This window comes from Vibrio sp. SCSIO 43132, from assembly GCF_019904195.1.
Taxonomy (GTDB): domain Bacteria; phylum Pseudomonadota; class Gammaproteobacteria; order Enterobacterales; family Vibrionaceae; genus Vibrio; species Vibrio nigripulchritudo.
The window spans coordinates 13,897-40,291 of the sequence record NZ_CP063200.1 but is presented as its reverse complement, the minus strand read 5'-3'; the positions used below and the strand labels follow the sequence as shown (position 1 = coordinate 40,291).

The 26,395-nt window shown below is 44.2% G+C and carries 19 protein-coding genes; 13 read left to right on the top strand and 6 right to left on the bottom strand.

Going from position 1 to position 26,395, the window contains the following annotated elements:
• The first annotated feature begins 108 nt into the window (after window positions 1–108).
• The 9 genes from INR79_RS18310 (at window position 109) to INR79_RS18270 (ending at window position 11,361) form a co-directional block, all read left to right on the top strand.
• Entirely contained in the window at window positions 109–7,332 is a 7,224-nt protein-coding gene (locus INR79_RS18310) for an RHS repeat-associated core domain-containing protein (protein ID WP_223098461.1), read from the top strand.
• Window positions 7,302–7,733 (top strand): hypothetical protein, encoded by a 432-nt coding sequence (locus INR79_RS18305; RefSeq protein ID WP_223098446.1) that lies wholly within the window; start codon window positions 7,302–7,304, stop codon window positions 7,731–7,733. Before INR79_RS18310 ends, INR79_RS18305 begins: the two co-directional genes overlap by 31 nt.
• 695 nt (window positions 7,734–8,428) lie before the next feature.
• Window positions 8,429–8,797, top strand: coding sequence for a hypothetical protein (locus INR79_RS18300; RefSeq protein ID WP_223098444.1), 369 nt, complete (start codon window positions 8,429–8,431; stop codon window positions 8,795–8,797).
• Between the two features lie 310 nt (window positions 8,798–9,107).
• Complete coding sequence (locus INR79_RS18295; RefSeq protein ID WP_045963289.1) at window positions 9,108–9,446, top strand: hypothetical protein; 339 nt, start codon at window positions 9,108–9,110, stop codon at window positions 9,444–9,446.
• A gap of 35 nt (window positions 9,447–9,481) precedes the next feature.
• Window positions 9,482–9,838, top strand: coding sequence for a hypothetical protein (locus INR79_RS18290; RefSeq protein ID WP_022562092.1), 357 nt, complete (start codon window positions 9,482–9,484; stop codon window positions 9,836–9,838).
• Window positions 9,839–9,850: 12 nt separating this feature from the next.
• Entirely contained in the window at window positions 9,851–10,195 is a 345-nt protein-coding gene (locus tag INR79_RS18285; protein WP_022562091.1) for a hypothetical protein, read from the top strand.
• A gap of 276 nt (window positions 10,196–10,471) precedes the next feature.
• The gene (locus tag INR79_RS18280) at window positions 10,472–10,615 is read left to right on the top strand and encodes a hypothetical protein (RefSeq protein ID WP_022600605.1); all 144 of its coding nucleotides are present in this window, start codon (window positions 10,472–10,474) and stop codon (window positions 10,613–10,615) included.
• 24 nt (window positions 10,616–10,639) lie between these two features.
• Complete coding sequence (locus INR79_RS18275; protein ID WP_022591979.1) at window positions 10,640–10,990, top strand: hypothetical protein; 351 nt, start codon at window positions 10,640–10,642, stop codon at window positions 10,988–10,990.
• Window positions 10,991–11,016: 26 nt separating this feature from the next.
• Window positions 11,017–11,361, top strand: a complete 345-nt coding sequence (locus tag INR79_RS18270) for a hypothetical protein (RefSeq protein ID WP_022591980.1) — start codon at window positions 11,017–11,019, stop codon at window positions 11,359–11,361.
• 757 nt (window positions 11,362–12,118) lie between these two features.
• Here the strand turns inward: INR79_RS18270 and INR79_RS18265 are convergent.
• Complete coding sequence (locus INR79_RS18265; protein ID WP_223098442.1) at window positions 12,119–14,875, bottom strand: immune inhibitor A domain-containing protein; 2,757 nt, start codon at window positions 14,873–14,875, stop codon at window positions 12,119–12,121.
• Between the two features lie 378 nt (window positions 14,876–15,253).
• Window positions 15,254–17,251, bottom strand: coding sequence for a methyl-accepting chemotaxis protein (locus INR79_RS18260; protein ID WP_223098440.1), 1,998 nt, complete (start codon window positions 17,249–17,251; stop codon window positions 15,254–15,256).
• 337 nt (window positions 17,252–17,588) lie between these two features.
• On the opposite strand from INR79_RS18260, the gene INR79_RS18255 reads away from it, so the two are divergent.
• The 3 genes from INR79_RS18255 to INR79_RS18245 all read left to right on the top strand — a co-directional run bounded on the left by INR79_RS18255 (window position 17,589) and on the right by INR79_RS18245 (window position 20,345).
• Window positions 17,589–17,954 (top strand): hypothetical protein, encoded by a 366-nt coding sequence (locus INR79_RS18255; protein ID WP_004405585.1) that lies wholly within the window; start codon window positions 17,589–17,591, stop codon window positions 17,952–17,954.
• 105 nt (window positions 17,955–18,059) lie between these two features.
• Complete coding sequence (locus INR79_RS18250; protein ID WP_223098438.1) at window positions 18,060–19,208, top strand: iron-containing alcohol dehydrogenase; 1,149 nt, start codon at window positions 18,060–18,062, stop codon at window positions 19,206–19,208.
• Between the two features lie 237 nt (window positions 19,209–19,445).
• Window positions 19,446–20,345: a LysR family transcriptional regulator gene (locus INR79_RS18245; RefSeq protein WP_004405583.1), complete on the top strand. Its 900-nt coding sequence runs from the start codon at window positions 19,446–19,448 to the stop codon at window positions 20,343–20,345.
• A gap of 16 nt (window positions 20,346–20,361) precedes the next feature.
• Here INR79_RS18245 and INR79_RS18240 read toward each other — a convergent pair whose 3' ends face one another.
• The 3 genes from INR79_RS18240 to INR79_RS18230 all read right to left on the bottom strand — a co-directional run bounded on the left by INR79_RS18240 (window position 20,362) and on the right by INR79_RS18230 (window position 23,805).
• Window positions 20,362–21,525 carry a GGDEF domain-containing protein gene (locus INR79_RS18240; protein WP_022605879.1) on the bottom strand — a complete coding sequence of 388 codons (1,164 nt, stop codon included), beginning with the start codon at window positions 21,523–21,525 and terminating at the stop codon, window positions 20,362–20,364.
• A 150-nt stretch (window positions 21,526–21,675) separates the two neighbouring features.
• Window positions 21,676–23,295: an ABC transporter ATP-binding protein gene (locus INR79_RS18235; protein WP_004405581.1), complete on the bottom strand. Its 1,620-nt coding sequence runs from the start codon at window positions 23,293–23,295 to the stop codon at window positions 21,676–21,678.
• Between the two features lie 15 nt (window positions 23,296–23,310).
• Window positions 23,311–23,805 (bottom strand): hypothetical protein, encoded by a 495-nt coding sequence (locus tag INR79_RS18230; RefSeq protein WP_004405580.1) that lies wholly within the window; start codon window positions 23,803–23,805, stop codon window positions 23,311–23,313.
• Between the two features lie 334 nt (window positions 23,806–24,139).
• Between INR79_RS18230 and INR79_RS18225 the strand changes: the two genes are divergently transcribed.
• Complete coding sequence (locus INR79_RS18225) at window positions 24,140–24,859, top strand: helix-turn-helix transcriptional regulator (protein WP_038123113.1); 720 nt, start codon at window positions 24,140–24,142, stop codon at window positions 24,857–24,859.
• Window positions 24,860–24,914: 55 nt separating this feature from the next.
• On the opposite strand, the gene INR79_RS18220 is transcribed toward INR79_RS18225, so the two are convergent.
• Window positions 24,915–26,390, bottom strand: coding sequence for a tripartite tricarboxylate transporter permease (locus INR79_RS18220; RefSeq protein WP_223098436.1), 1,476 nt, complete (start codon window positions 26,388–26,390; stop codon window positions 24,915–24,917).
• Window positions 26,391–26,395 lie beyond the last annotated feature (5 nt).

Sequence of the window (26,395 nt, the reverse complement as noted above, 5' to 3'; positions counted from 1 at the left end):
CTTTCGTAACGGATAACGAACTCAATGAATACAAAAATGCCTACCTTATTCTGTTTAAAAAATCCGATGGCTAAACAATCTAAGTTACACAATTATTTAAGGCTTACATTGATCAGTCTTTTGTCGCTGTTCAGCGTACTAGCTTACGCGGCGGCACCGATTATTCGAGGCGATTTTAATGTGTCTGGGGGACAGGCAACATATTCACTACCAATTGAAGTAGTTCCGGGTCGAAATGGTCATCAGCCAGCACTTGCGATCAGCTACGCCAGTGACTCCCCAAATGGTTATCTTGGTATGGGGTGGAATCTCTCTGGACTCTCGTCCATTACTCGATGTGGAAAAAACTTAGCCAAAGATGGTCGCTGGGGTGGCGTTCGTTTAAACGATGACGATCGCTATTGCTTAGATGGTCAACGTTTGGTGGCGATTACGGGTCAAGATGGTGGGCATCTAACCGAATATCGCTTAGAAAATAACGGCTACTCAAAGATTGTGTCGTTTAAAAACCATTACAACGGTCATGGACCTTCCCATTTTAAGGTTTGGAAAAAGGACGGCTCAGTATATGAATATGGAATGGAAGATACGGCGCAGGTGAACCTGCCAGGTCAATCTCATATCTATAAGTGGGCGCTAAATAAGATCACGGATCATACAAAGAGTAATCATATTGAGTTTAAGTACTATGAATATAACGGTGCAGGACGCCATCGCATTAGCTCAATTCACTACATGGGTGGTTCGGTTGAATTTGGCTATGAGGCTAGATCAGACAGTACTTCCCAGTTATTAATGGGTTCAAAGCTAACAAGACCTCAGCGACTATCCAAAATCTATGTCAAAAACCAGTCCGCACAAACGGTCAGAAATTACAGTTTAACTTACCGTGAAAATAACTCAGCTGCGACTGGTCGCAGTCTACTAGAGTCAATCAAGCTATGTAGTGGAGGAGGTACAGCTAAATGTTCTTCACCAATAAAATTTGAATGGCAAGATGCACATAATCAAGAAATCCAGAGTGTATCAAATACGGGAATTCTGGGACCTAGATATTTTGATTTGCAGCGTGATGGACACCAAGAGATTTACGGTGTCATGAATAATTCTACTAAGAGCTGCAGTCGATATTCTTCGTATGCCGACGGATGGAAAGTAAAAGATGTAAATGGTGTGGTTCATTCTAATGTTTCTAACAGATTTGCACTGATTGGCTCGCTGGATTCACCGACTTTGGGGTTTTCCTCTACAATAAATCGTTTGTCTTCTGAACGTTGCTCCTATTCATCCTCTAGAGATAAGAAATGGAACTATTATATTAAGTTGTCTAGAGGAGAGGTTGTGGGGTCATACGACAAAAATGATAGTGGTAATTTAAGCAGTTATCCAGAAGGTAAGATTAATGCAGATTTCGATGGTAATGGAAAACAAACACTAACTGACAGCTCGCGACAAGTTATTGATATCGATAATGATGGCAAAGATGACACTTACTATTATTCGAATACAGAGAAGCGCTTCAATTATTACTTATCTTCAAATTCACAAGGGAAGCGCTATTACCAATTAATGCCTAACACTGAATCTGTCCGGGTCACTGACATAAACAATGATGGTTACAAGGACTTAGTGACGGTTGAGCGGCATAAGTCCAATGGTGCATGGATAATATTCTACCTATTTAATGGCAGTACTTTTTCTTACGATACAGAAATAGTCGCGCACCACGATATTTCTGATGTGCAGTTTTTTGATTACAATGCAGACGGATATCCTGATCTCTACACCAATAAGAACATTCACAAAAATAATTTTGGTCGAATTAGTTGGGGTTCCCACCTACGAACAGGCATTCAAAACTTCTCTGGTGTTACCGACTTAAACTCTGATGGGAGAACTGATTTGGTTCTTGGAGAATCGAACAAAGTAAAGTCTGTTCATGTCTCCAAGCCCTATGCCCAAGATAAAATCCATAAAATTACCGAAGAAGGGCTGGTTTACTCAATAAGCTATAAACCTGCCTCAGACACAAACGTTCACACGCAAAAACGCTATTTTAAATACCCTGTTGTTAATTCAACACCAACTCGATATCTCGTCTCACATGTGAATAAAAAGCCAGACGGCTATAGTGCAACCACCTACGACTACCTGTATGAGGGAGCCAAGTCTCATCGTAAAGGATTAGGCTTTTTAGGCTTTGATAAGATTACGGTCACTGAAACAGGAGAGGTGGTCACTAAGACGACTTCAGAGTTTAAGGCAGGGCGAGAAGATGCTACTAATTTTGACTTGAGACAATCGGGTAAGCCTTCAAAAGTACTGATACAGAAAAAGAAAATAGCATCGGATACATTTCATATAGCTAAGGAAACAACCTACAGCTACAGTGCAAAAAGCAAAGATGGTGTTAACGGCGTTAAATATCATGAGGTCTATGCCAGCAGTGTTGAAGTTAAACACTATGACAATCAAGGTACTCACCTTAAAACCACTACTACTACCACGGAAAAGGACAAAAACGGTTTTGGTAATGTGGTTGAAAAAACGACCAATGTAGTAGGTGCTACGGCCAATTCAGGTTCATTCACAACAAAAGATATATTCGATTACGTTTCTAATGGCACAACTCAAACATTTCAGGTGCTGTCTATTACTAGCACTAATGTTCCCAATATCGATACCGTGTTTAATCAGTTTATTTATGGAATTACGAAGTATTGTGGCACAGACGGTAAGGTATACGTAAAACCGAATGATCAGTTCGTTCTGATTCATGGTGATATAGACGTGCCGTTGATTCTCAAACGAATGAAGTATTTCTATCGTTTTGATGTGTCAACCAATTCAAACTCACAGAATTGGTCTGATCAACAGGGCTCTTTAGTTAACGTGTCTGAAGCTACGTTTAATGCTGCCAAACCAAGATCTTGTGGCGCTTTGGCGTACCAGGATTTTGATGGAGATGGTCGTAAAGAACTCACCAGCAGCCACTTAAATGTAACGCAGTTAGTCACCAAGTCGGGTAGTGAATTCTGGCAAGTCGGAGCCATTAAAAAATCCACCCAGAGCATCACAGACAACACCAGTGGCGACGTAAAAACTACGGTATCGGACTTTGAATACACCGCTAAAGGTCTGCTAAGCAAACAAACCATTACTCCGACGGCTTACCAGTCTGGTGGTGTTTCTGGGCGAAACCTTATCACCCGTTACGGCTATGATGACTTCGGTAATATCACCTCTCAAAGTGTTTCGGGTTCTGATCTTGATATCCGTACAACAAGTACCGCTTACGACAGCAACCAGTTATATATCGACAAAGTGACCAATGCTAAAGGTCACGTGACCGACTACACCTACGATGTATCCGGTCGATTAACTGAAGAAATTGCACCAAATGGGCGAAAGGTGACCTATCAGTACGACAGCTTTGGGCGGCTTATCAAAGAAACGCATCCAGGTACCAATAACTTCGTAGCCTACGGATACCTAAGTGCAGGCGCAGAAGAATGTGGGGACTCCGATACAGAAACTCTTCGCTGTGTGAAAACCATACCAAATCACGGAGGCGAGAGTTGGGTACAGCTGGACTTCGCGGGGCGTGAAGTACGCAGCGGCGTCAAGAGCTTTGATGGCAGAATCGCTTATACGGATACGCATTGGGACCGAAACGGCAGAAAGACCAGCGTTTCGCGCCCATACTTCAAATACGATCCGGTCTACCATGTTGAGTTTGAATACGACACCTTAAACCGCGAGATTCTCAAAAAAGAACCAAGCGCGACAGGTGGTCAAACTTTATGGCGAACGAACTACAACGCTTTTACCACAACGTTAACGGATGCACGTGGCTTCGATCATAAAACCACCACCAACGTGCTTGGGCATATCCTTAAGAAAGAGGAAGCGTTCGGGAAACCCGATTACAGCTATCAGACGTACACCTATTTCCCAGATGGAAAGCTCAAGTCTTCGGTCGACAGTAAAGGGAACTCAACCCATGTTGAGTACGATAACCTAGGCTACCGTTCAAAACTGGATGACCCAGATTTAGGCGTTTGGGCATACAAATACAACGCCGCTGGTGAATTACTGGAAAAGACCGATGGGAACAGTGTAACGACCACCTATCGCTACGATTCTCTAGGGCGTAAGGTATACCAAAAAGACGGCAGCAACGCCGCTTCAACATGGGTATATGATGAGCGAGGCAAAGTGTCACTCGGTGCGCTGACGTCAATGTCTGGGCATGGTAGCAGTAGTAGTTATTACTACAATGCCTCAGGTTTATTAGAAGAAAGAGCCACCTTTATAGATAATGAAAAATTTAGCACCCTTTATGTCTATGATGAGTATGAGCGCTTAGCCCGAGAAGTTCGTCCAAATGGTACAGACACCTCATTAGCAAACGTTGCAGTGAAGCTTGCCAAAGGCACAAACCCCAAAAACCGACTAGCACTAGAGTACCTGTATAATCAAGAAGGCTATTTGGCTCAAATTCGCAGCCCTTATACCTATGCCGATGTCGCATTTGTTGAGCAAAGCTTCCGTGATGAAATTGACTTGCTGATTAAGGAAACGCTCAACGTTGCTAGGCAATATCTGAACAAAGCAGAGCGCTACGCACAACAGAAAGATTTCTTCCAGGGTAAAGTCAATGAATACAACTCGAAAACCATAGGCTTACACCACTTAGATTCCGCCTCTCTGCAAATTTTAGGTTCAGAAAATATCTTTCGCCTCAAACGCTGGTGTGACGCCAATGGCAAGTGTTACCTACGCCCGGGAAGTTGGGTAATACTGCACGATGATGTGTCTATTCCAATTGATATTACTCTTGATGGTGCTATTTATGAGCTACAACAGAGATTGGGAGATACAAGCAATGGTGTCCGTAACTATCATTCGAGTCTAATTAATACCGGTCTCACCGACAGTGCCTTTAAACAAATGGGGCTAAGCCCTGCTGGTGACTTCCGTGTGGTCGATTATGACAAAAATGGCACGCTTAACCTTATGGCAGCGAATGATGCTTATGGTGCTCGTGCAGACTCTTCCACTCAGCAAGAACTGGTGTTCAGTGCAGAGGAACTGCAGCAAGCTGCGGATATATCGAATCGACACTATCTTTACTACACCGATTTAGCTCGGGATCTTTTGGCATTAGCTAAAAAAGTTCTGGCGCTTAAAGAAGTGTATTGCGATGCTGCAAACCGCATGGTGGGAGCCAACCATAATGATGTGTCCATCGCTTCACAATGTCGAGACGACAAGGGTAATATTGAAAATAGACCCAATCAGATAGATTATCTCAACGCCTTAAAAACCAATTCAAAACTGGCGGAAGCCAGCCAGTCCGGTGCATACCAAATTTACTGGCAACGCCGCGAAACTGATGCCTACGGTCATACGCTGTCGGAAACGTTGGGTAACGGGTTAGTCAACACTTACTACCACAGCGCATCCACGGGCAAACCTATGATGATCACTACCCATAAAACGGGTCAGGTGCTCAGCCATCGCTATAAGGAGATCACCGGCAAGCAAAATGCCTTTGTGGGTTCATCCGATGCAACCCGATGGTTAGAATATCAATACGACGACCACAACAACGTAACTCAGCGTTACGACCAATCGTTAGGTATTCGCGACTTCTACACCTACGATGGGTTAGATCGCGTTAAAACCAACAACATCGTCTTTGATAACGGCAGCAGCCAAGCAAACGTCACCAAAAACAGCGCCTTCAGCTACGATTCCATTGGTAATATCCTAAGTAAGACTGGGGTATCGGGTACCTATGAATACAGCAGCATTGGGGCAGGGGCACACGCCGTAACCAAAGCAAACGGGCTAACGTACCAATACGACGCTGTGGGTAACATGGTGAGCGCCAAACGCAGCAACAGCACCACCGAGCGCACACTAAGCTGGACGGCATTCAACAAGCCAAGCGAAATCACTCGTAACGGCAAAACCGTTTCGTTCAGTTACGATGCCAACCACAACCGCTATAAGAAGGTATCTGGTTCTCAAACCACGGTTTACATCGACAAAACCTACGAGCGGGTAACCGATGTCGCCACAGGTGAGGTTCAGCACCAACACTTCGTGTACGCCGAAGGTAAGCTGATTGCTCTAAACAGCCAATCTGAAAACGCGGATGGCTCCATTACCAACAAGCAAGTGCGCTTCTTACACTACGACGCGCTGAACTCCGTGGATATGATCACCGACTTGTACGGTTACGTGGTCGAGCGCCGCAGTTACGATGCATTCGGTAAGCAGCGTGATATCACACCGCAGGGAGAGGCAAACACCAAGTACAGCTACGTCGAGCAAATGGTTCTAACCAACCGAGGCTACACCGGGCACGAGGAGATAGAAGAAGTCGGGCTGATCCATATGAATGGGCGGGTGTACGACCAAACCCTAGGGCGGTTTGTGAGTGCAGATCCGATCATTCAAGCGCCGTTTGTAACGAACAGCTTTAACCGTTATGCGTATGTGTGGAACAACCCGATGAAGTATATTGATCCGACTGGGTTTAGGTTAGTTGAATTTGGTGGAGGCTCTGAGGGGACAGGACGATCTGTTCATACAAGCGATTCTGGTAAGAAGACACATTTTGATCGAAATGGGCGTAATACGGGCAGTGAGTCTAGAAGTTACTCCGATACGGATAGCGAACCAAGTAAGAGGCAGAATGTTGAAGAGGCAAGAGGTTCGTTGAAGGAACCTAATGCCAGAGAGCAACTCGAAATCCTTGATAGACTTATTAATCAAGGGATTAGCAGCGAAGTTGCCCCAGGAGTTTACGAATATCTTAGTAACTTTAATGACCCTTCTTTTACTCATCAGGATACTCTTTCTGCTGAGGGTGATTGTAATGGTTGTGTATACTCTTCAATAGGGCCAGCGGATATAGTTTTGGGAGTGTATAGCGTTGGTGTTGGGATTGTTCATGGAGTTAGATCTTTAGCCGCATGGGGAGCTGGAAGGCTAGGTGCGCTTAACAGTGCGTCGAATATGGCCTACAAAGCTGCAAGTAATGTTCATAGATGGACACCAAAAGATAAACATTTACTAGGCTCAACAGCAAAACGAGCAGCTAAGTTCAATTCTAATAGTATTAGTGATGTACAACGAGTTGTTGCAGAGGCATTGCGATCATCAAGTGCGCGTTTTATGAAAAATAATGCAGATGACTCCTTTAGAGTAGTTGCCGATCTTGGGAGAGAAATTGGCTCCAAGGGTCAAACTTCAGTTAGAGTGATAATAGGTAATGATGGTAAAATATGGAATGCTTTTCCGGTAAATGCAAAATAGGTTTTGAGATTAGAAAACAATCGATAAACAGAAAAATGATAAGCCAAATTTTTTCTGAGATTGAGGGCAGATTGTTTATATCAGTTGACGGGGTAATAATTTTTGATGAAGAGGATATACTCTTAGCTGAATTTTATTCACAGCTATACTCTTGGATGTATCGAGAATGTCGTGAAGAGATGTTTCAATATGATTCTATGGACTACGAGGAGTCACCGATAATTGAAGTGGTTATACATGGAGAAAAAAAAGCACTCCTATCTTCTCCTTGGGGAGTTGAGACTGTGAAGTTTCCGGTAGAAGTAGGTAAGATTGATTTCATAAAAGCCGCTAAGGTATTTTTAAATGATTTTGAGCATGAGATCCCAGGAATTAACCTCCTCTCATATAATATGGAATGAATTAGTGGTAATTAAATGATACAGGCACTTATAGAAAAATCTTGGAGTGTCTTCTTGTCACTCATCCCAATCTCTACTTATATCGATGAAATTGAGTACAATATGTGGGGTATCTGCTGAGAAAGCGGGTGAATGTCCCTTATCTCTTTGAATTTTAGGTAAATAATAAGTGGGGCAGGCACTTTTAGAAATGCCTTGAAGTATCGTCTTGCCACTTATACCAAACACTACTCGTATTTTCGAAATTGAGTTCAATATTTTGGGAGTTTGCCTTAAAAGTGGCAAATATCCCTATCTCTTTAAATTTTGGGTATGTGAAAACGCCAATGTGGCTGTTGGCTTAAAAGTTCGAGGTGTGTGGTTTAGCATAAGGAATGTCAGCTATCCGGTAACCGAAAGCCAGATATTCGCTTTCGGTTTAACTTCGACATAACGTGTTTAATAGTGGTTTCGCTACCAACGACCGAACCTTTTTCAGTTGATTGCAAGTGTTCATCTAAGTCACTTGGTCGATATCCAATCGGTTTAGATTGGAAGATGTGTATCGAATTGTCTTTATCTGTCTTCACGGGTTAGCATTCTAAATCAATCATACTAATTTAAATATCTCTTTGATTTATATATTTCAAGTTTTTTGGTAGTTTTTAAATTGGAGTAAGCTATTACTACTAGGTTTGTTTTCCATAGGAGAAAATATGAAAAAATACTCACGATTTCTTGTCATTCTTTTCTTTCTCATTTCTTCAAATGCGTATGCGGAAAAAGGGTATGTTAAGGGTACAGTAGAGTTTATCCGGGTACATGATGATTATTCCGGCCATCAATGGAAGCCCCCAGTTTTTTGGTTTACCTTAAATGGTGTAACATCCGCAGGTAATTGTCCTAAATGGAGAAATCAAAATGTCCTGTTTGTAGGCACTAGTGATTTTGCCTATTCCATGGTTTTAGCTACGTATTCTTCTGGAAAAGAGATTGCTTTAAGTTTTGATGATTCAATCAAAAATGCATCTAATTTTTGTATCGCAAAATACATTACTGCAGGCGATCCTCCACCATTGAACTAAATAATGCTACAAACTCAAAGAGTAGAAATCTTAAGAAAAGATTTAATCGCGATCTCTTCCACCATTCCTATCCATCTTGTTCATCTGTTGGCTCCCAATCAAATGGACAGGTAGAATTGAATATTGATGGATTTCTCTCTTTTTATTCATTTATACGTAGGATGACTTTTATTAATATTATCAATATTTTGTGATTTGATATTTGTAGTGTCGCTCTCGTTTTTTACCTAAAAAAATTGCCTTTCATTGATGGTGAATTATCAATTCGCTAGCATTTGTGCCGATTATCTAAAGTCTGCAAGGCATTAAAATGATTAAGAAAATATTACTTGTCGCCAGCATAGTGATGAGCTTTAACGCAAGTGCAATCAATGCGAATTCAGATGGGGAATGGATCAGCTTAGGTGTTCCTTCTTATGTCCATATTGGTACCGATGGGCAATTTTTCTTAAATGGAACTAGTCAAGGCAGTTGCGCCAACAAGCGTCCTACCTACTTTCGTATGGACATGAATAAGCCGCATTTCGAGAAAACGTATTCATGGCTGTTGATGATGAGTACTCAATCAAAACCTATCGACTGTGTGGTCGACTCAGGGTGCGGCAGCTCTGAAGTTTGGGTGTCTTATTGTCGTGGACCACTTAAGTAAATAACCTGAAGATATCTTCAAGAAGGAATGTCAAAGTGAACTATTTATGTACAGCCACTGTTTTATTGCTTTCATCTATTTCGTTTAATGCAATTGCTGCCAATTACACCTGCTCAGGCAAAGTAACTGGAGTAAGTATTGAAGCAAAAACAGGTGACGTAATTGTCGAGAGAATAGGCCCCTTAATTTGGCCAAGGTTGTGTAAAGTTGACAACGAAGTGCATGGTATAAGTGCCGATGCATGTAAAACCGTCTATTCGACATTATTGACTGCTCAAACAACAAATAAAGAAGTTGTTATGTGGTTTAACGATGGGAAATCCTGCGAGACAACGGCAAAACCTTGGCAATGGATCACTGGTTGGTATTTTGGTCCAAAACTTGTTAATTAGATAGGTATTAAAATGAAAAAAATAACATTACTGGCTTCTATTGTTGGTTTATCTTTAATCAGTAGTATTGCTAATGCGGCTTGTAATAGGGATGAATGCTACGGAAAAGGCGCGCAGGTTGTTTCTTCTATGATGGTTCATGAAGGTGGTGTATATATTATTCCACCAGAAAGCTCGCGAAATAATCTGGACTGTCAGCTAGATGGAACTAGCATGACGTTGAATAAGAATCATCCATATTTTGATGAAGTGTATTCTACAATATTGACAGCTATGGCGGCTGGAAATAACTTGATGGTAAGAATCAAAAATGGTTCTAAAGGTTGTCAGGTTTCCTATGCAAGAATTTATTATTAATCTGGTTTGAAAATTAATTTTTGTTGGAACTATATCAGTGAAGATATAGGTCTGTTAATATTTCTTCTTAGGTAAAAACCTCGTAAGAGATTTATTTTATCGGTGTATGCTTTGAATATAAGATACTTTTTGATTTCGCTAATTATATTGTTCCCATTCTATTCGGTCGCCAGTCAAATTCTCGAACCCAAAACTATTGTTCGAACCTTTTCTGAAGGCTCATCTAAGGCTGGGTTTTATACTTCTGAAGGTTTGCTTCAATGTAAATGGGGAATCATGTATATCGATCTCTCTACAGAAGCTGGAAAAGCAATGTTCTCCCAAGTGCTAACGGCAAAGTCAGCGGGCTTCAAAGTGGTCAGAATAGACTACACAAAATCGGGCGAGCTTTGCACAGCTACCGGGCTTCACATCCAATAACCTCATTACTGTAAAAGTGACCAAATGAAAGTAATCAAAACCATTTTATTTAGTACGCTATTCTTGCTACCGAATCTGGTATTGGCTTCAGGCGTTAGCTCAGAGAAGGGGCAGATTAAGCTAATCAATATGCAAAGAGAGGGGAATTTCGTTCGAGTCGATTTTTCTCAGCCTATTAAAAACCCAGGCAACTGCGAAGGGACGAGCTTCTATGTTGCTGAGCTTAATGACTCTGCAGGGAGCAACCGCTTTTATTCAGCACTCCTGGCAGCTTATACGTCGAAACAGACGGTAAATTTCTGGATATCAGGTTGTACTAAACAGAAATATTGGGGTCAAACCAGACCCGCCATTTACGATATCTATATGCACTAATTTTTAACCTCAGTTGGAAAAGATAAATGAAAAAAATATTGGCTTTATTGATGTTGATAATGGCATCTACCTCTGCGCATGCGAAATACACTGCGAACTTTACTGGAGTGATAACAAATGTTCTGACATATCCGGGCAGCACTTTAATTTTAATTCAAGTGACCAATATGCCAAAAAGTCATCCGAAATGTACGCTTTTTGACTACATGGCAATTGACCCCGCGATTTCATCTGAATCTCGTCAATTGGTTATGTCACGTATTCTTACAGCTTATACAACCAAGGAAACAGTCAACATAGGCTATGACAGAGAGAGTCATTCTGACTCTTGTACTGGTGGTGACCGTTTACGAGTTCACCGAGTGGGCTAAAAGATGAAAAAACTCATTGTTTCTTTAGCTCTTGGTCTTCTCTCTTTTCAGGCATTTGCTGACTGCTCGGGTCACAGTTGTACTGGGGTTAAAGTGAGTCGCCTATATGTGAATACCGACGGCACTTCAGTTATTGGGACTTCTGGTAATGAAGCAAACTTGACGTGTGAAGCGGGTAAGAATGGCTATATCCATTTGGATCCCGCAAGTAAAAATTACAACGCTGTATATTCATTGCTGCTTACTGCTCATACACAGGGTCACCCAATTTGGATTCGCACAAATTCGGATTCGAGTGCATGCAAAGTAGTTTATGTAGTTTCAGATAGATAAGAAGAGAAATATATGCCAAAAAGATGGATTAATCGAAATGTTGTGCGCGCTTTGTTTTTCATAGCAGCGTCGTTAATTGGAACGAACGCAGTAGCAGGAAATTACACAGGGACATTTCACCCTTATTGGTATGGCGGAAGCTTATATATTAAGCCTGTGTCAGTAGTGAAATCAGATGTCCCAGCGTGTGCCAAGCGACAGTTATTGAGACTTCAAGAGATGGACATATCAGGTGATGTGTTTAAGTATAAGTATTCGATGTTGCTGACAGCGTGGGCGTCTAATAAGTCTATTAAGCTACTTGGTACGAATAAATGTACCAGTGAAGGCGATGAAATTATCTATGTAGTTAACTATCCGAAGTAGACGCACAATACGAAACCAAAAATAAAGCCAGCAATCGCTGGCTTTATTTTTATCGAGATCAATCCAACCTTATTTTGGTGGAATCCTTTGCGCCTTCGTTGTCTGTTACTGTCAGCCTTACTGCTTTCTTATTGGCAGGTAAGCGTGTGAATATCACACTGCCAAATCGAACGCGGTTTTTACCCAGTTTCCAACGCGTTTTGACTATGTGACCATCCGGGTCGTAGCTGGTGGAATACAGCAGGACAAATCGCCCAAATAGCGGGAAGTAATCGCCCTGTGCAACTGGTGCTTCATTCACATCAGTAACAATTTCGACCTGTTCAGAATAGGACGCAGTCGCGCCATCATTATCAGTCACGGTTAAACTTACGGTGTATTCACCCGCTTCAACGTATTGCCATGTAGGGTTAACGTCGGTGCTGGTTTGCCCGTTACCAAAGTCCCAAAGATAGCTGGCAATTTCGCCATCTGGATCACTGCTGGAGTTGGTTGCCGTTACCGACATACCATTAACTTCCAACGTAAATGCAGCGGAAGGTGCTTCATTCGGTTTCTGATAAGAAATCTGCACTACCCCGTAGCTGTTGTCTTGCGCCTGATGAATCACTTCAATAGATAATCCTACTTCTGCCAGTTTACGACCCGAATGAGGAGCAGTTGGCGAAGAGTAATCTATACTGTCATCGAACAAACTGACTGGTGTTAAGTTGGTGTCTTGCAGCAAGTTACCCTGGTCATCGACAAGAACCAGCGGTGAGTTGTTTTCTAACGAGAATGCAGCATCACGGACTTGATACCGTGAAATAGCAACATCGCCATTCGACCAGATAAACGGAGTTTGATCCGCATCGACCACCCCAAGCCAGCCTTCACCCGGGTGTAAGCCGACCCAATTGTCTGTGAACGAATTGTCGACGTACCACACAATCAATCCCGGGTCATAAGAGATCAACTGCCCGCTACGACGAATATTGGCTAAGCCCTGATCCACGCCATCGTAGCTGCGCCATTGCAGCAAATAGTAATGATCGGCGAAATGATATCCCGCATTTCTCTCAAACCCATTAAACCTAAAGCTGCTTTCGTCCCCTTCCGCGTCATCTACGTTCTCAATTACACCGTCTGCATCGAATACGATGTTATCGATATACAACCCTTCCATTGCCAGACCGCCGTCAGTGACATAATCGAATGTGAGGGTGATATCAGCTCCCGCCCATTCGGATACGTTGAACACCGCATCTACCCAACCACCAGATTCGCCTGTAATGGCAGGTACAAGCCCAGTGTTGTACGGGTCCTGCATGGTTGTGATGTTTCCGGGAATTTGAGTTCCGTTAACCAACACACGAGCAAAGTCGTAGTCTTTTTCTATCTCATACCAGGCTTTGAATTTGAGCGAGACGGAGCTTCCTTCAGGTACCCGAATTTTTCGGCTCATAGAGTTGTTGAGATCGTCTCCCTTCTGGCTGTAAAACGCGAATTTCCCTTCAAATGGACTGGTGTTGTCCACTTTCTTGGCTGAAAGGTCGATTCTCACCATATTAGGTCGAAGGTTATCAGTGGTTTCAAACAGGCTCAGATATCGAGGCTGACTCAGATCCGCAAGCGAAAGCTGAGTCGAGTTTATCCAGTTTCCCCCTAACGACTCCTGCAAAAACTCTTTTGCGTAGGAGCTAAATGCGGTGGGCTGAGTACCCGCAAGGCTGCCCGCCCAACTCCCAGAGGACATCATGGACCAATAAGCCACTGGCTCGCCGTTTCCCGTACCTCGTGTGTCGTATTCGTCTGGTAAACCGAGGTCGTGGGCATATTCGTGGGCAGCTACCCCAACAGCGGCATCAATGGGCTGAATAGTGTAATCAAAAGCGGCATATTGCCCATTGAAGCGGTCGGGTAAAGAGCTTGTGGTACCTGGCAGTAAATGAACACTGCCCAGATCCCAACGGTGTGACCAGATAGCATCCTCTCCAATCGCACCGCCACCTGCTTCTTCACCCACGGACGAATGAAAGATCATCAGGTGGTCAATAAGCCCGTCAGGTTCGCGATAGTTTCCATCGTTATCGTAATCATATCGATCTTCGATATCGTAATCGGCAAGGTTAACGCTTGGATCTATGGCAAGCTGGTTAAGTGCTTCGCGAACCAGTTCTCGAGGGTTGAGGTCATTCCCCGAATCTGCGGAGTTCCCTCCATAATAAGCCGCATTGTTTGCCGCTCGATACCAGCCAAACCCATCACCAGCTACTGAATAGCTTCCGCCAGACTCCTGTTCATAAAACTGCCTCATTGAAGTGAGGTTCTCACCATTTGGACCTTCGTAACCTGAAGGGGCAAACAACAGGTCGGCGTAATGAGAGGTGGGGTAGCTGTCATAGAGCATGTCCGTATGTTCTGCCGTAATACCATTGTCATCCCAGGGAAGATCTGGGAAATCAATCATCAGAGCGATGACTCTGTCAGTTCTTTTTACAATAACTGAACGCGACCCCAATGCACTCGCATCCAGTTTTTGTCCTTTTTTCTGCGCGAGGGATTTTAATATCTTATTTCGTTTCTCTATTGCCTTTTTACCGAATTGGGCATTTCCATTTAAACCGTAGTTGTTCTTATTTTTTAAATAAGCGTGTACTGCGGCTTCTTTTTCACTTTGTGTTGCATCTTTGCTTAATTTTCCGGAGCGAATGAGCATATTTGCTATTCTTTCCTCATTAACAACGCCCATATCTGCCGGAGCATGGGCGTAAGAAATTCCACTGAATATTGCGAGCGATGAAGCTAGCAATACGGTGTGTTTAAAGTTTGCCATTTGATGTTCCTTAGTGATTGTTATTGGTTTTAGTTCCCTTTTATTTCAATGTATTGCCTCCTTTTTTTATCTGGTTTCTTTAAGTTTTTCGCTAAGAAAATTAGGTGGTTTTATCGTTGTTGACTATTTATTGTTAATTGAGTGAATAAATAGTCAGGTTGCAATGAAAATAACTTTGGAAGGTTAGTTGAAGTGGATTTTGAAAATTTTGGATATGGTTCTAATTCTCATAAATAAATTAGAAACAAAGGTAGGTTTAATTTTGCTTGTTTAGGAGTTGGGACTTATTACACAAGTCACGTTAACTATTGAACGGACATCATTTTAAATATTAGGCGACCCTGAAAGTCGCCTAATATTTAAAACCTTTTTCTGTGTTCAAACGAACTTAAATTGCTTAAGTTCCTTATTGACCTGGTCAACTTCATCTTGGTAGGCATAAACAGTCTTCATCAAACTATCTGCCATGTTGCCTGTTTGCGCGGCGATATCATTGAGAACATCAATATCTACATCAATCGCGCTGCTTGCCTGAGACTGTTCAGATGTCGCACTGGTTATTTGAGCAATGTGGTCACCCATTCGAGCGATAACATCTTGCAACTCGAATACACTTTCATTGACCTTAGATACACTGTTATGAGTGCTGTCTGTTGCTTTTGAACTGCTTACCATACTGGAGGAAGCGTTACTGGTGTTACTGGAGATTTTAGCCAGTAAAGCGCTGATTTCTTCGGTGGACTCTTTACTTCTTTGCGCCAATGTCCGAACTTCATCCGCAACGACTGCGAAGCCCCGACCTTGCTCACCAGCGCGTGCAGCTTCAATGGCAGCATTCAGTGCCAGTAAGTTTGTCTGTTCAGAAATGTCATTGATGGTTGAAACGAATTGGCTAACGCTTTGGGCATCACTCTCCAGTTCTGTGATGCACTGTTGGGTCTGTTCTATTTGGTTGATGAGTGTTTCCACAGCAGAAAAAGCTCCTTTACTCAAAGACAAACAATTGGAAACTTTTTCTGTCATTTGATTTGTTTCGGATAAGGCATTATCAGATGTCGTTGCGATTTCAACCGATGATTGGGAAAGCTCAGTTGTGGCACTTGCGATGCTGGAACATTTTGCCACCGTTTCTTTGCTGCCATTATCCAGTGAGCTGGCAGAGTCGATAATGGTCTGTAGTCGGCTGAAGCTATGTTGGTTGGTTTCCGTTACATGGGAAAGAGTTGTTTTGAAGCTGGAAGTCATGTGATTGATACTGCTTCCAATCTGAGCAAATTCATCTTTACCCGATTCATCGACTTGTATCGAAAGATTGCGTTCTGTCGCTATGGTCGATAGCTGCGCCATTAAGCGACTCACACGATGCTTCACTCCGGAGATAGTGAACAGTATCAAGGCTGCAATTAATACAAATGTAATTGCAGTACCTATCAGATACATCATCGTATAGTTGGCCGATCTTTTCGCTTGTATAGAAGCGGTTTCTAGCATCGCCGCCTGAAGTTTGTTTCGGATGCCGTTGATCAATTTGATTCTTTCGGTAGCAGCTCCAAACCAGTCAGAAGAAGCTGGACCTTTCAGATCACTGAGATTGCTTTTTTGATCCAGATACTGCTTCTGGATCTTTTCAACATTTTTCCAGATTGGTGTGGTTTTTATTTCACTGAGTTCATTAGCGAATTGTGATGGCATCGTGAGTAAAGCCACTCGTTCAGCATACTTTCCTGATGCAATGTAATTCGAGACTGCTGTGTATTGACCGGCAGAGGAGTTTCCTCTGGCAAACGCACCATTCAACGCGCCGCGAACTTGCCCAGCACGCTCTTTCATCTCGATTATGCCGAGTAAAGACTCACCTTTGGCGATCAAATCGTGATTGCTCAGTTCAGCCATAATTAAGCGCGCATTATCGATGGTCAGTTGATTTATGTTGGAGTAATAAGCAAAAGGGGAATCTTTTGGTGTCAGAGAATCAACCTGTGAACGAATGTTTGAGAGCCTGTTTAGCTGCGCTTCAATATCACGCTTTAGTGACATGACGAAGTTTGAGTCTAAGTTTTCAGGTTTAAACGCAAGAAAGGCTCTAACGTGTGTGTCTGCTTTTTGTCGATGTGCCTTCAGGCTAGCGACGTTTTTTGGGTTCCCTTTACTACCTAGTACCCCTGCAGACAAACCCCGTTCTACGGCGAGATTGTGAGCAAGATTATCGTATAGCAGAATGAGCCTGACGGATTCCTGATCTTTATTTGAACCAGCTTGATTAGCATTAAAGTGAGCAATTTGTGTGCCACTTAAAGCAAGGGTAAGGAGTAAGGGTATACCTGCGCAAACCAGGATGGTGATCGCAAGTGGAATGTTCGATAAAAGCCTTTTCATGTTTACCTCTGACACTGTCTCCTGTGCTTGGGATTCGCCTTAGTTATTGTTGTGGCTAAAGAATCCAAAAGCATCACCGCTAACCTGAGTCAGCCGTTTTATTAGTACATACTAAAGAATAGTAAAGAATCCAGATTGTTTTCTAATTAGCTCGAAAAATGTTGAGAAGAATTTGTTAAAGAAAATTTGCGATCAGCCGATGCTTATTATTGAGACAAGAATCATTTGATAGACTCTGAGCCGATGAAGAAGGCGTTAACTGTGATAAGTTGGAGTATATCGTGACAGCACCAACTTGATTTTCTGGTGCTGAGTGAAAAACGGAGTATTCACCATCATGAGCCAGACAGATTTTGAACAAAAGCGAAAATACTATCGATTGCGTTACCCAAAGCAGGAAAGACCTGTTTTGCGCGTAAAAGATCAGTACTACCACATTTGCGAAGTCTCTGAAAAAGGTATCCGTGTGCTAATGGCGAACGTAGCGTCGTTATACCGAGGGCTGAGCATGGCGGGTACTTTGCGACTGAATGCCAATACACACATTCCGGTAGAAGGTTCACTGCTGCGATTTGACAAGAACGAAGTCATTTTTCAGCTCTCTAAAGGTCCAAGCCTGAAAAACATGGTTGAAGAACAACGCCATATCAGAAAAAAATACCCAACATTCTTTGCCAAGCAGCGCCCGATAGCGGCGGCATAAAATATAGGCGTCAGCGATCTTTCGCGAGTAAAATGAGTATAAGATTAGCCCTGATTGACATCGTCAGTTAGGGTTTTTTGCATTTTCTATCTATGAGGCTTTGCTATGAAGTTTTCCTATGTTAATCCAACTCTGATCCATTTCGGTCAAGGTCAGATCGCAGCAACCGCTCAATCTGTCCCTGCCGACGCCAAGGTTTTGGTGGTCTATGGTGGCGGTTCCATCAAGAAAAACGGTGTTTACGAACAGGTTACCAGTGCGTTGGAACGCTACGAATGGCAGGAGTTTTCTGGCGTGGAGCCAAACCCGACCAAAGAGACACTCGACAAAGCTGTTGCCATTGTTAAAAGCGAGAACGTGGAATTTATTCTCGGAGTTGGCGGCGGTTCCGTAATTGATGGTGTGAAATACATCGCTGCGGCGGCGCATTATGAAGGGGACGGTTGGGATATCCTTGAAGGTAAACACCGCGTAGAAAGTGCGGTGGCTCTGGGTGCTGTGTTGACCTTGCCTGCAACAGGGTCTGAATCCAATGCGGCAGCGGTGATTACCAAAGCCGAAACGCAAGACAAACTGTCTTTTTACCACCCAGCCGTACAGCCAAAATTCGCCGTGTTGGATCCTGATGTGATGAAAACATTGCCAGAACGTCAGTTGATCAATGGGATTGTCGATGCGTGGGTACATGTGTGTGAACAGTACCTGACCAAGCCAAATGGCACCATGGTTCAGGATGGTTATGCGGAATCTTTGCTGAAAATCCTAAAAGATCTTGGTGAGCGATTTGAGCAACGCGACAACGATGAATGGCGCGCCAATCTGATGTGGGCGGCCAATCAGGCGCTTAACGGTTTGATTGGTTCAGGCGTTCCGCATGACTGGTCGACGCACGCCATTGGGCATGAACTGACGGCGCTTTACGGTGTGGATCACGCCCATTCTCTTGCCATTATTCAACCCTCGCTGCTTCGTAACCAACTGAAATACAAGCAAGCCAAATTGGAACAACTTGGGCGTAATGTGTTTGGGTTGGCTGACTCCCCAGATCTGGCGATTGAGACCATTGCCGCAATGGAAGCGTTTTATCAGAGCTTGGGAATGCAGACCAAACTCACCGAGCACGGTGGCGACAAGGCAAAAGCGGTGCAGGATGTTTTGGATAAGCTGGAATCCCATGGTCAGGTCAAACTCAGTGAGAATGGCTCCATTACACTGACAGAGTCGAAAGCCATTCTGGAAGATGCCATTGCATAAAAACACATTCTTGCTAGTCGAAATTCACCTCTGATTTTCAAGGAATTTGACGATGATATCGTCGTCAAATTCCGCAAACCTATTGAAAAGTAAATGAGCTCCAGATAGAAGCGTGGAATGCGGTCAGATCCCCCCTTTCTTTAAGGAATATCGGGGCATAAACGTGATTGGTCTCCTATCATTTTTAGTCAATGCAGGAAATAATGTCTTTAATTTTTTCCAAAAGTGACATAATTCATGCGCAGTGATGACTTAATCCTTTTCTATCAGGTGGTTGCGTTAGGCACCTTCAGTAAGGTCGCTGAACAGAACGACCTGACTAATTCAGTGGTGAGTAAGCGAATAGCCCGCTTGGAAGAAGAGCTGGGCGTGCAGTTGTTGTATCGAACCACCCGAAAACTGACTCTTACCGAGGCAGGTAAAGCGCTGTATCAAGGGGCGAAAAACGTCAATCAGGCAGTCAATGAAGCCATGGACGTGATTGTCGGATTCGGGGAAAAGGTGAGTGGTCACGTGAAAATGTCGGTGCCTACGATTTCCGGAGATCTGATTCTGGCGGATGCGGTTGCCGAGTTTTGTAATATGCATCCGGGCTTAACGGTTGATATGTCTTTGGATAATCGATTTGTGGATCTGGTTGAAGGTGGGTTTGACCTGGTAATTCGTACGGGATACCTGGAAGACTCTAGCCTGATTGCACGCCACATTCTGGATTCTCAGTGGTTAGTCTGTGCTTCTCCTTCTTATATCGCAAAAAACGGCAAACCCCTCAAACCGGAAGATCTGATTAACCACAACTGCCTCCAATACGCTTACCAAACCACCGGCGCATCAGATTGGGAGTTTAAATCCTCCAAAGGTAACTACATTGTGAAGGTGTCAGGCTCTTTCTCTACCGACAACGCAACGGCACTTCGAAAAGCGGCACTAGGCGGCCACGGCATTGCTTATGTACCAAGGTGTTTGGTATATCACGACATTCGAAGTGGTGAGCTGGTGGATATCTTCCCTGAGCTGGTTGGCAAGAAACTGGGCATCTACGCCGTGTATCCATTCACCCGTCAGCCGCCGAAAAAAGTGAGCCTGCTGATTGAGCACATCCGTGCTCGTTATCTTGCGATTTCTCATTACTTTTAGATCATAAGTGGGTGTTTCAACACTCTTTAGAACGGTTACGTTTAAATGGTTTCACATTGCTGGACGTATTCTGCGCATTGTGAACATTGTGGTAGTACTCGTAGCCATTTTTGCCCACACATTTGGCGGCATACATGGCTTTGTCTGCGCATCGGAGAAGTTCGGGCAACTCCATGGCATCCTGACCATAAATCGAAACGCCCACGCTTAAGGTGACGTAATTCACCTGATTGTTCACCTGATAACCGTCGTTAAACAGAGACATAATCCGGTGAAGAATACTGTCCAGCGCCCTTGAATCAGGCACGTCATAGAGCAGGATGACAAACTCATCGCCAGCGTAGCGTGCGATAGAAAATTCGTCCTTCTGATCTTTACGATTCTTAGTCCGAAGATTGTTTGCCAGCCTCTGCCCAAAACTTTGTAAAACCTTATCGCCAATGGCATGCCCGTAGTTGTCGTTAATCTCTTTAAAGTTGTCGATGTCGACAAACACCAATGCAGTGAGCTTGTTACTGTTTCTGAGTTCTTTCAGCTTGGGTTCAGCCCATTTTTCAAAGCTCCAGCGGTTAGCAAGCCCGGTCAATGCATCGCGATAAGCCAGATCTTCTATGCCTTCCTGATAAAGCGACAGCACGTAATGATTGGTTCTGCAGTACTGGTAAGCGAAGTAATGACAAATCGCTAAAAAAGCCATCATACTGGTAAGAAAACGCCCGACCGAAAACTCGGAGTAATCCGCAGACAGATACGGGAAGTTGGGAGAGGTGAACGCCACAATGCAGAATATGTAGAAGCTTACGGTGGCAATCAGAGCGCTGCGTACCGAATTGACGAAAATGATGGTGGCAAGAATCGGGTAGATCCAGTAAACCGAAGATTTAGACAGCCCGCCCGTTAATATCAGAACAATGGCATGCGTAATAAGCACAATGGTGAGCACATGAGCTGCGTGGGTGTAATGACCGCGGCTCAGGAACAGAGCCAGATTCGAGAAGATGACTAATGCGCTGATGTAGTTCACAGAGCCTTGAAAATGGTCTCCGTGACTGATGCTGAGAAATCCAAATACAGAAAGCAGGATAAAAACAATAACCGACAGTACCACAATGGTTCGTTTGCGTCGGAGCAAACGGACATCAGCCATTTCTTCCAGCTTTCGACCTGCCATGTTGTACATGAGTCGAGCCTAGCCTTTTTCTAGTTATGTGGCTAAAAGCATAGTACATACATTCATATTTGCTTATTCAATGTGTGGTTTTTTTGCATAAAAAAATGCCTCTTATCAGTAAGAGGCATTTCAGAATTCTAACTGTTTGAAAAGTAAAGGTTATGCAACCAGCTCTTCATCCAGATCGAACGACGCGTCAATCAGTTTCTGCGTGTATTCGTTCTTCGGATTGTTGAAGATCTCTTCTGCCGTACCTTCTTCCATCACGACGCCTTTCTGCATCACCATTACACGGTCAGACAGGGCTTTCACCACACTCAAGTCGTGGCTGATGAAAAGGAAGCCAATGTTGTGCTTCTTCTGAAGATCTTTCAGAAGGTCGATAACCGTCAGCTGAACAGAACGGTCTAGAGCCGATGTTGGTTCATCCAGAAGAATGAATGAAGGCTCAAGAATCAACGCACGTGCAATCGCGATGCGCTGACGCTGACCACCAGAGAACTCGTGTGGGTAACGGTTGATTGAGTGTGGATCCAGACGCACTTCTTCCAGCGCTTTACGAGCACGCTCCATACGCTCAGCACGCGAAAGCTGCGGTTGGTGAACGGTCAGTGCTTCGGTGATGATATCGCCAACGGTCATACGTGGAGAAAGAGAACCGTATGGGTCCTGGAACACCATCTGAACGTCTTTCTTCAGTTCAAATTTCTCTTTCTCAGTCAACGTGCTCAGGTCACGACCACGGTAGGCAATCTTACCTTCAGATGGAAGAAGACCGATCAGAGCGCGACCTAATGTCGATTTACCTGAACCAGACTCACCTACGATACCCAGCGTTTCACCTTGTTTCAGTTCAAGCGAAATGCCTTTTACTGCTTCAAAGTACTGGTTGCGGCTTTGGATGAAGTGAGACTTGATCAGGAACTTCACGCGAATATCATCCGCTTTCAGCAGGTTAACTGCGTCATCAGCAACAGGGTCTTTGCTGCCGTGCGGAATCGAGTTGATCAGCATTTTGGTGTAGTCTTCCGTCGGGTTCTTGAACAGCTCTGCTGTTTGACCTTCTTCAACGACGTCACCTTTGCACATTACGATTACGCGGTCGGCAAAGTGTTTTACCACACCCAAATCGTGGGTGATGAACAGGATAGCCATGCCCATCTTTTCCTGAATTTCTTTAATCAGGTTCAGTACTTCAGCCTGAACGGTTACGTCCAGTGCAGTTGTGGGTTCATCTGCAATCAGAATGTCTGGTTCGTTCATCAGCGCCATCGCAATCATGATACGTTGCAACTGACCACCCGAGAATTCATGCGGGTACTTGGTGTAAGCCGTTTCTGGGTTTGGCAGATGAACTAGGTTGAACAGTTCCAGTACCCTTTCTTTTGCCTGAGAACGGGTCACTTTGCGGTGACACATCAAGGCTTCCGCTACCTGAATACCAACGCGCATGTAAGGGTTCAGAGAGGTCATCGGCTCCTGGAAAATCATGCCGATACGGTCACCACGAATGGCTTGCATCTCTTTTTCAGACAATTCCAGAATGGATTTGCCTTCAAACTGAATATTGGCGCTAGGTGGAATGATGGAGTTATCTGGCAGCAAACGCATCACGGCGTTAGTAGAAACCGATTTACCTGAACCTGATTCACCAACAATGGCCAGTGTTTCACCTTTTTTCAGGTCAAAGTTTACGTTTTTTACTGCATGAACAGGACCGTCATTAGTGGTAAAGGTTACCGACAGGTCGCGAACTGTAAGAATTGGGGACTGTGACATTGAACTTCCTTATTATTAATTCAGAGTGTAAACGGCGCTGGTTCGCTCTGAATACAGCTTTAATTGGTTGAAGTGATGGTGTGCTTTCTGCAGCGCATCCAATTCCAGTTGCCACTCTGAGTTGCGCTGAGCGGCGCAGAAGGCGGCAATATGTCGGAAAATGGTTTCGCTGTGCTGGATTAGGTTTGGCTCAACGGCGCGAACGATGTCTTGCTGTTCCAACGCAAGAAACTGCATGTGCGCGTAGGCTTGATTCAGTAAATCAAACGCTTCCTGTTGTTGACCCATACGGTTGAGGATTTCAGATTGACTGATCGCCGCGTCTTTGAAGCCTGCTAGCAGGCATGACATTTGGCATGGTTTGATGTCATCACTCTCGACCGCTTCAGAGATATGAGAGGGAAGATGGTCCAGTACATCTTCAAAGAGGTATCGTGCTTCAGGCCAGTGTCCTTGCTCTAGCAATTCTTCTGCTTTCATGAAGCGCGCCCAACACTGCTCTAAATCCATATCTCGATCCTGTTTGCACAAAGTGGGGGATAATTTAAATGAAAACCATTATCAAATGCAAATAATTCTACTTCTTGCGTGATTATTAGCCTTTTGTTCCAGCCCAGGTTGCTGATGTTAGAGAGAAGCTGGTTTTTTCATGAATTTTCCACTTCTAAAACCATATTTTCTACATGGCTCATCCAGTGTTGAATGCAGGTCTCTTTTCTTAAAAATAAGAATGTTATTGATAGTTTAAATAATTGTTTAATTTGTGTGATCGTAATAACGTGGTATCTCTGGAAAAGCCGATAGTATGGGGCTTAACAGCAGTGTTTATGGAGGCTGGATACTCATGACTTATCACGCACAAGGATCTCAGTTAGAGAAATTAAACCAGTTTCAGGATGAGCTACTGGGTTTGTTTTCTGGCATGTTTAGTTTCGCCAAAATGGCAAGTTATTTGGTGGACGATCAAGCTAAACCTATGTGCTACAAGTCTGTCAAGATTCAACCTACCATGCATCGGGAGTATCTCGAACATTTCTACAAAACCGATCCGCTTCATCCTACTAACTTTCGTTTCTCAGAAGCAAAGGTCGTGAAGATGAGCGATTTGGTTCCCGCGCATAACCGGGAGTCACACACCTACTTCAAAGATTTTATTCGCCCTTGGAAAATCAACGACATCATTGAGCTGTTCTTCCATGTAGACGGTAAGCTGGTGGCCGGTGCTGCCATGTTTGTTGGCAATAACCAGAACACCATGGGGGCAGACGATGTAATGAAGCTGCATCATATGCATCGTTACATCGAGTTTTCTCTCAACCAGAGTATGTCCACGCCGGAATCCATGAGTTACCAAGCCTTCTGCGACCAGTATTCTCTAACGGAAAAAGAGCGCTTGGTGGCACAATTCGCTTTGCAGGGCATGCCGAATAAAGCCATTGCCAACGAGCTTTGTTGTAGCCTGCCAACGGTAAAAACCCACTTACAACATATTTTCGCTAAGATGGAAATCAACAGTAAAGTCGAGCTGACCAGCTTGGTATACCGTAACAATTGCGAAGTTTAGTGTTCCTCAATATTTGTAACAATCCCGCAGCCATTGGGTTGCGGGATTTTTTTGTTTAGGAAGCCTTTTTCTTCAGTGATAGAGCGTAAACGACGATCGACAATACGGTCAGCCCCAGTAACGTAGCGCTGATAGGACGAGTGACCAGAATACTTAAATCGCCATCTGCTACCCCTAATGCCTGACGCATCCGTACCAGAAAGACAGGACCCAACACCAATCCCAGCACAATAGGGACTGCAGGGATGTTTTTCTTACGTAAAACGTAACCCAATCCTGCAAAGCCGAGCGCGATCATGGCATCGGAAAATTGGTAGTTTTGGCTGTAACTGCCAATAAAACCCAGCACCAAGATAAAAGCACCAATAAAGCGACCGCGAATTCGGGTTAAGTTGACGATCCATTTGGTGGCAAAGGTGAGGTAAACAAATACCACGATATTGATCAGCAATAGAGACAAGTACAAGCCAGAGATAAACTCTGGGCGCTCCACAAACAGCGTAGGACCGGGAATGTAGTTGTGCACCATAAATACTGCCAGCAACATCGCCATTAGTGCATCGGCTGGAATGCCAAACGCGAGCAGGGGAATCATCACCGACGCAGTCACCGCATTGTTGGACGTTTCTGAGGCAATCAGCCCCTCTTCTGCGCCTTCTCCGAATTTTTCAGGCGTTTTTGAAAACTTCTGCGCAAGGGTATAAGAGAAAAACTGAGAACCAAACTCACCAACGCCAGGTAGAAGACCCATTACGACCCCAAGAATGGCGGAGCGCGCAACGGTTACCTTGTGTTTAGCCAGCGTAATCAGCCCCGAAAAGTACCCCTCGTCTTCAAGTTTGGTGGCTTTAGAGTCTCCACCTTTTTGGGAGAGCAGCACAAACGCTTGCGACATAGCAAACAAGCCGATCACCGCGGGTACAAGAGGAATACCGCCGAGCAACCATTCTTGACCAAAGGTATAGGTAAGAGTGTTGTAGGAGCGATCCACACCAATAGAGCCAAAGAAGATCCCAAGCCCCAGCATCATGGCGGCGTCCAGTACTTGGTTACGGTGCGCCAGCACCACAAACACCATGCCCAGTAATGCCAGCATGGCAAACTCAGCCGAACCAAAATTGGCGGCGATCTGAGACAAGACAGGCGCTAAAAACACCAGAGACATAATGCTGACCAAACCGCCTACAAAAGATGCGGAATAAGCGATGGATAAGGCTTTCTTGCCTTCGCCCCGCTTGGTCATTGGGTAGCCATCGTACGTGGTAAGCACCGCCACCGGAGTACCCGGGGTATTCATCAAAATAGCCGGAATAGCACCGCCATACCATGCGCCGCCGTATACCCCGACCAGAAGGCTGACGCCCGCTAAAGGCTCCATAGAAAAACTGATGGGCAGTAAAATCGCCATAACGCCAGCGGGCTCTAACCCCGGAATCGATCCAATGGTTACGCCGATCAGCGCGCCCAGCAATATGGCGGTAATTACGCTAACCGTGCCGACTTCCGCAAGCCCTAACATTAATGCTTCCATGTCGT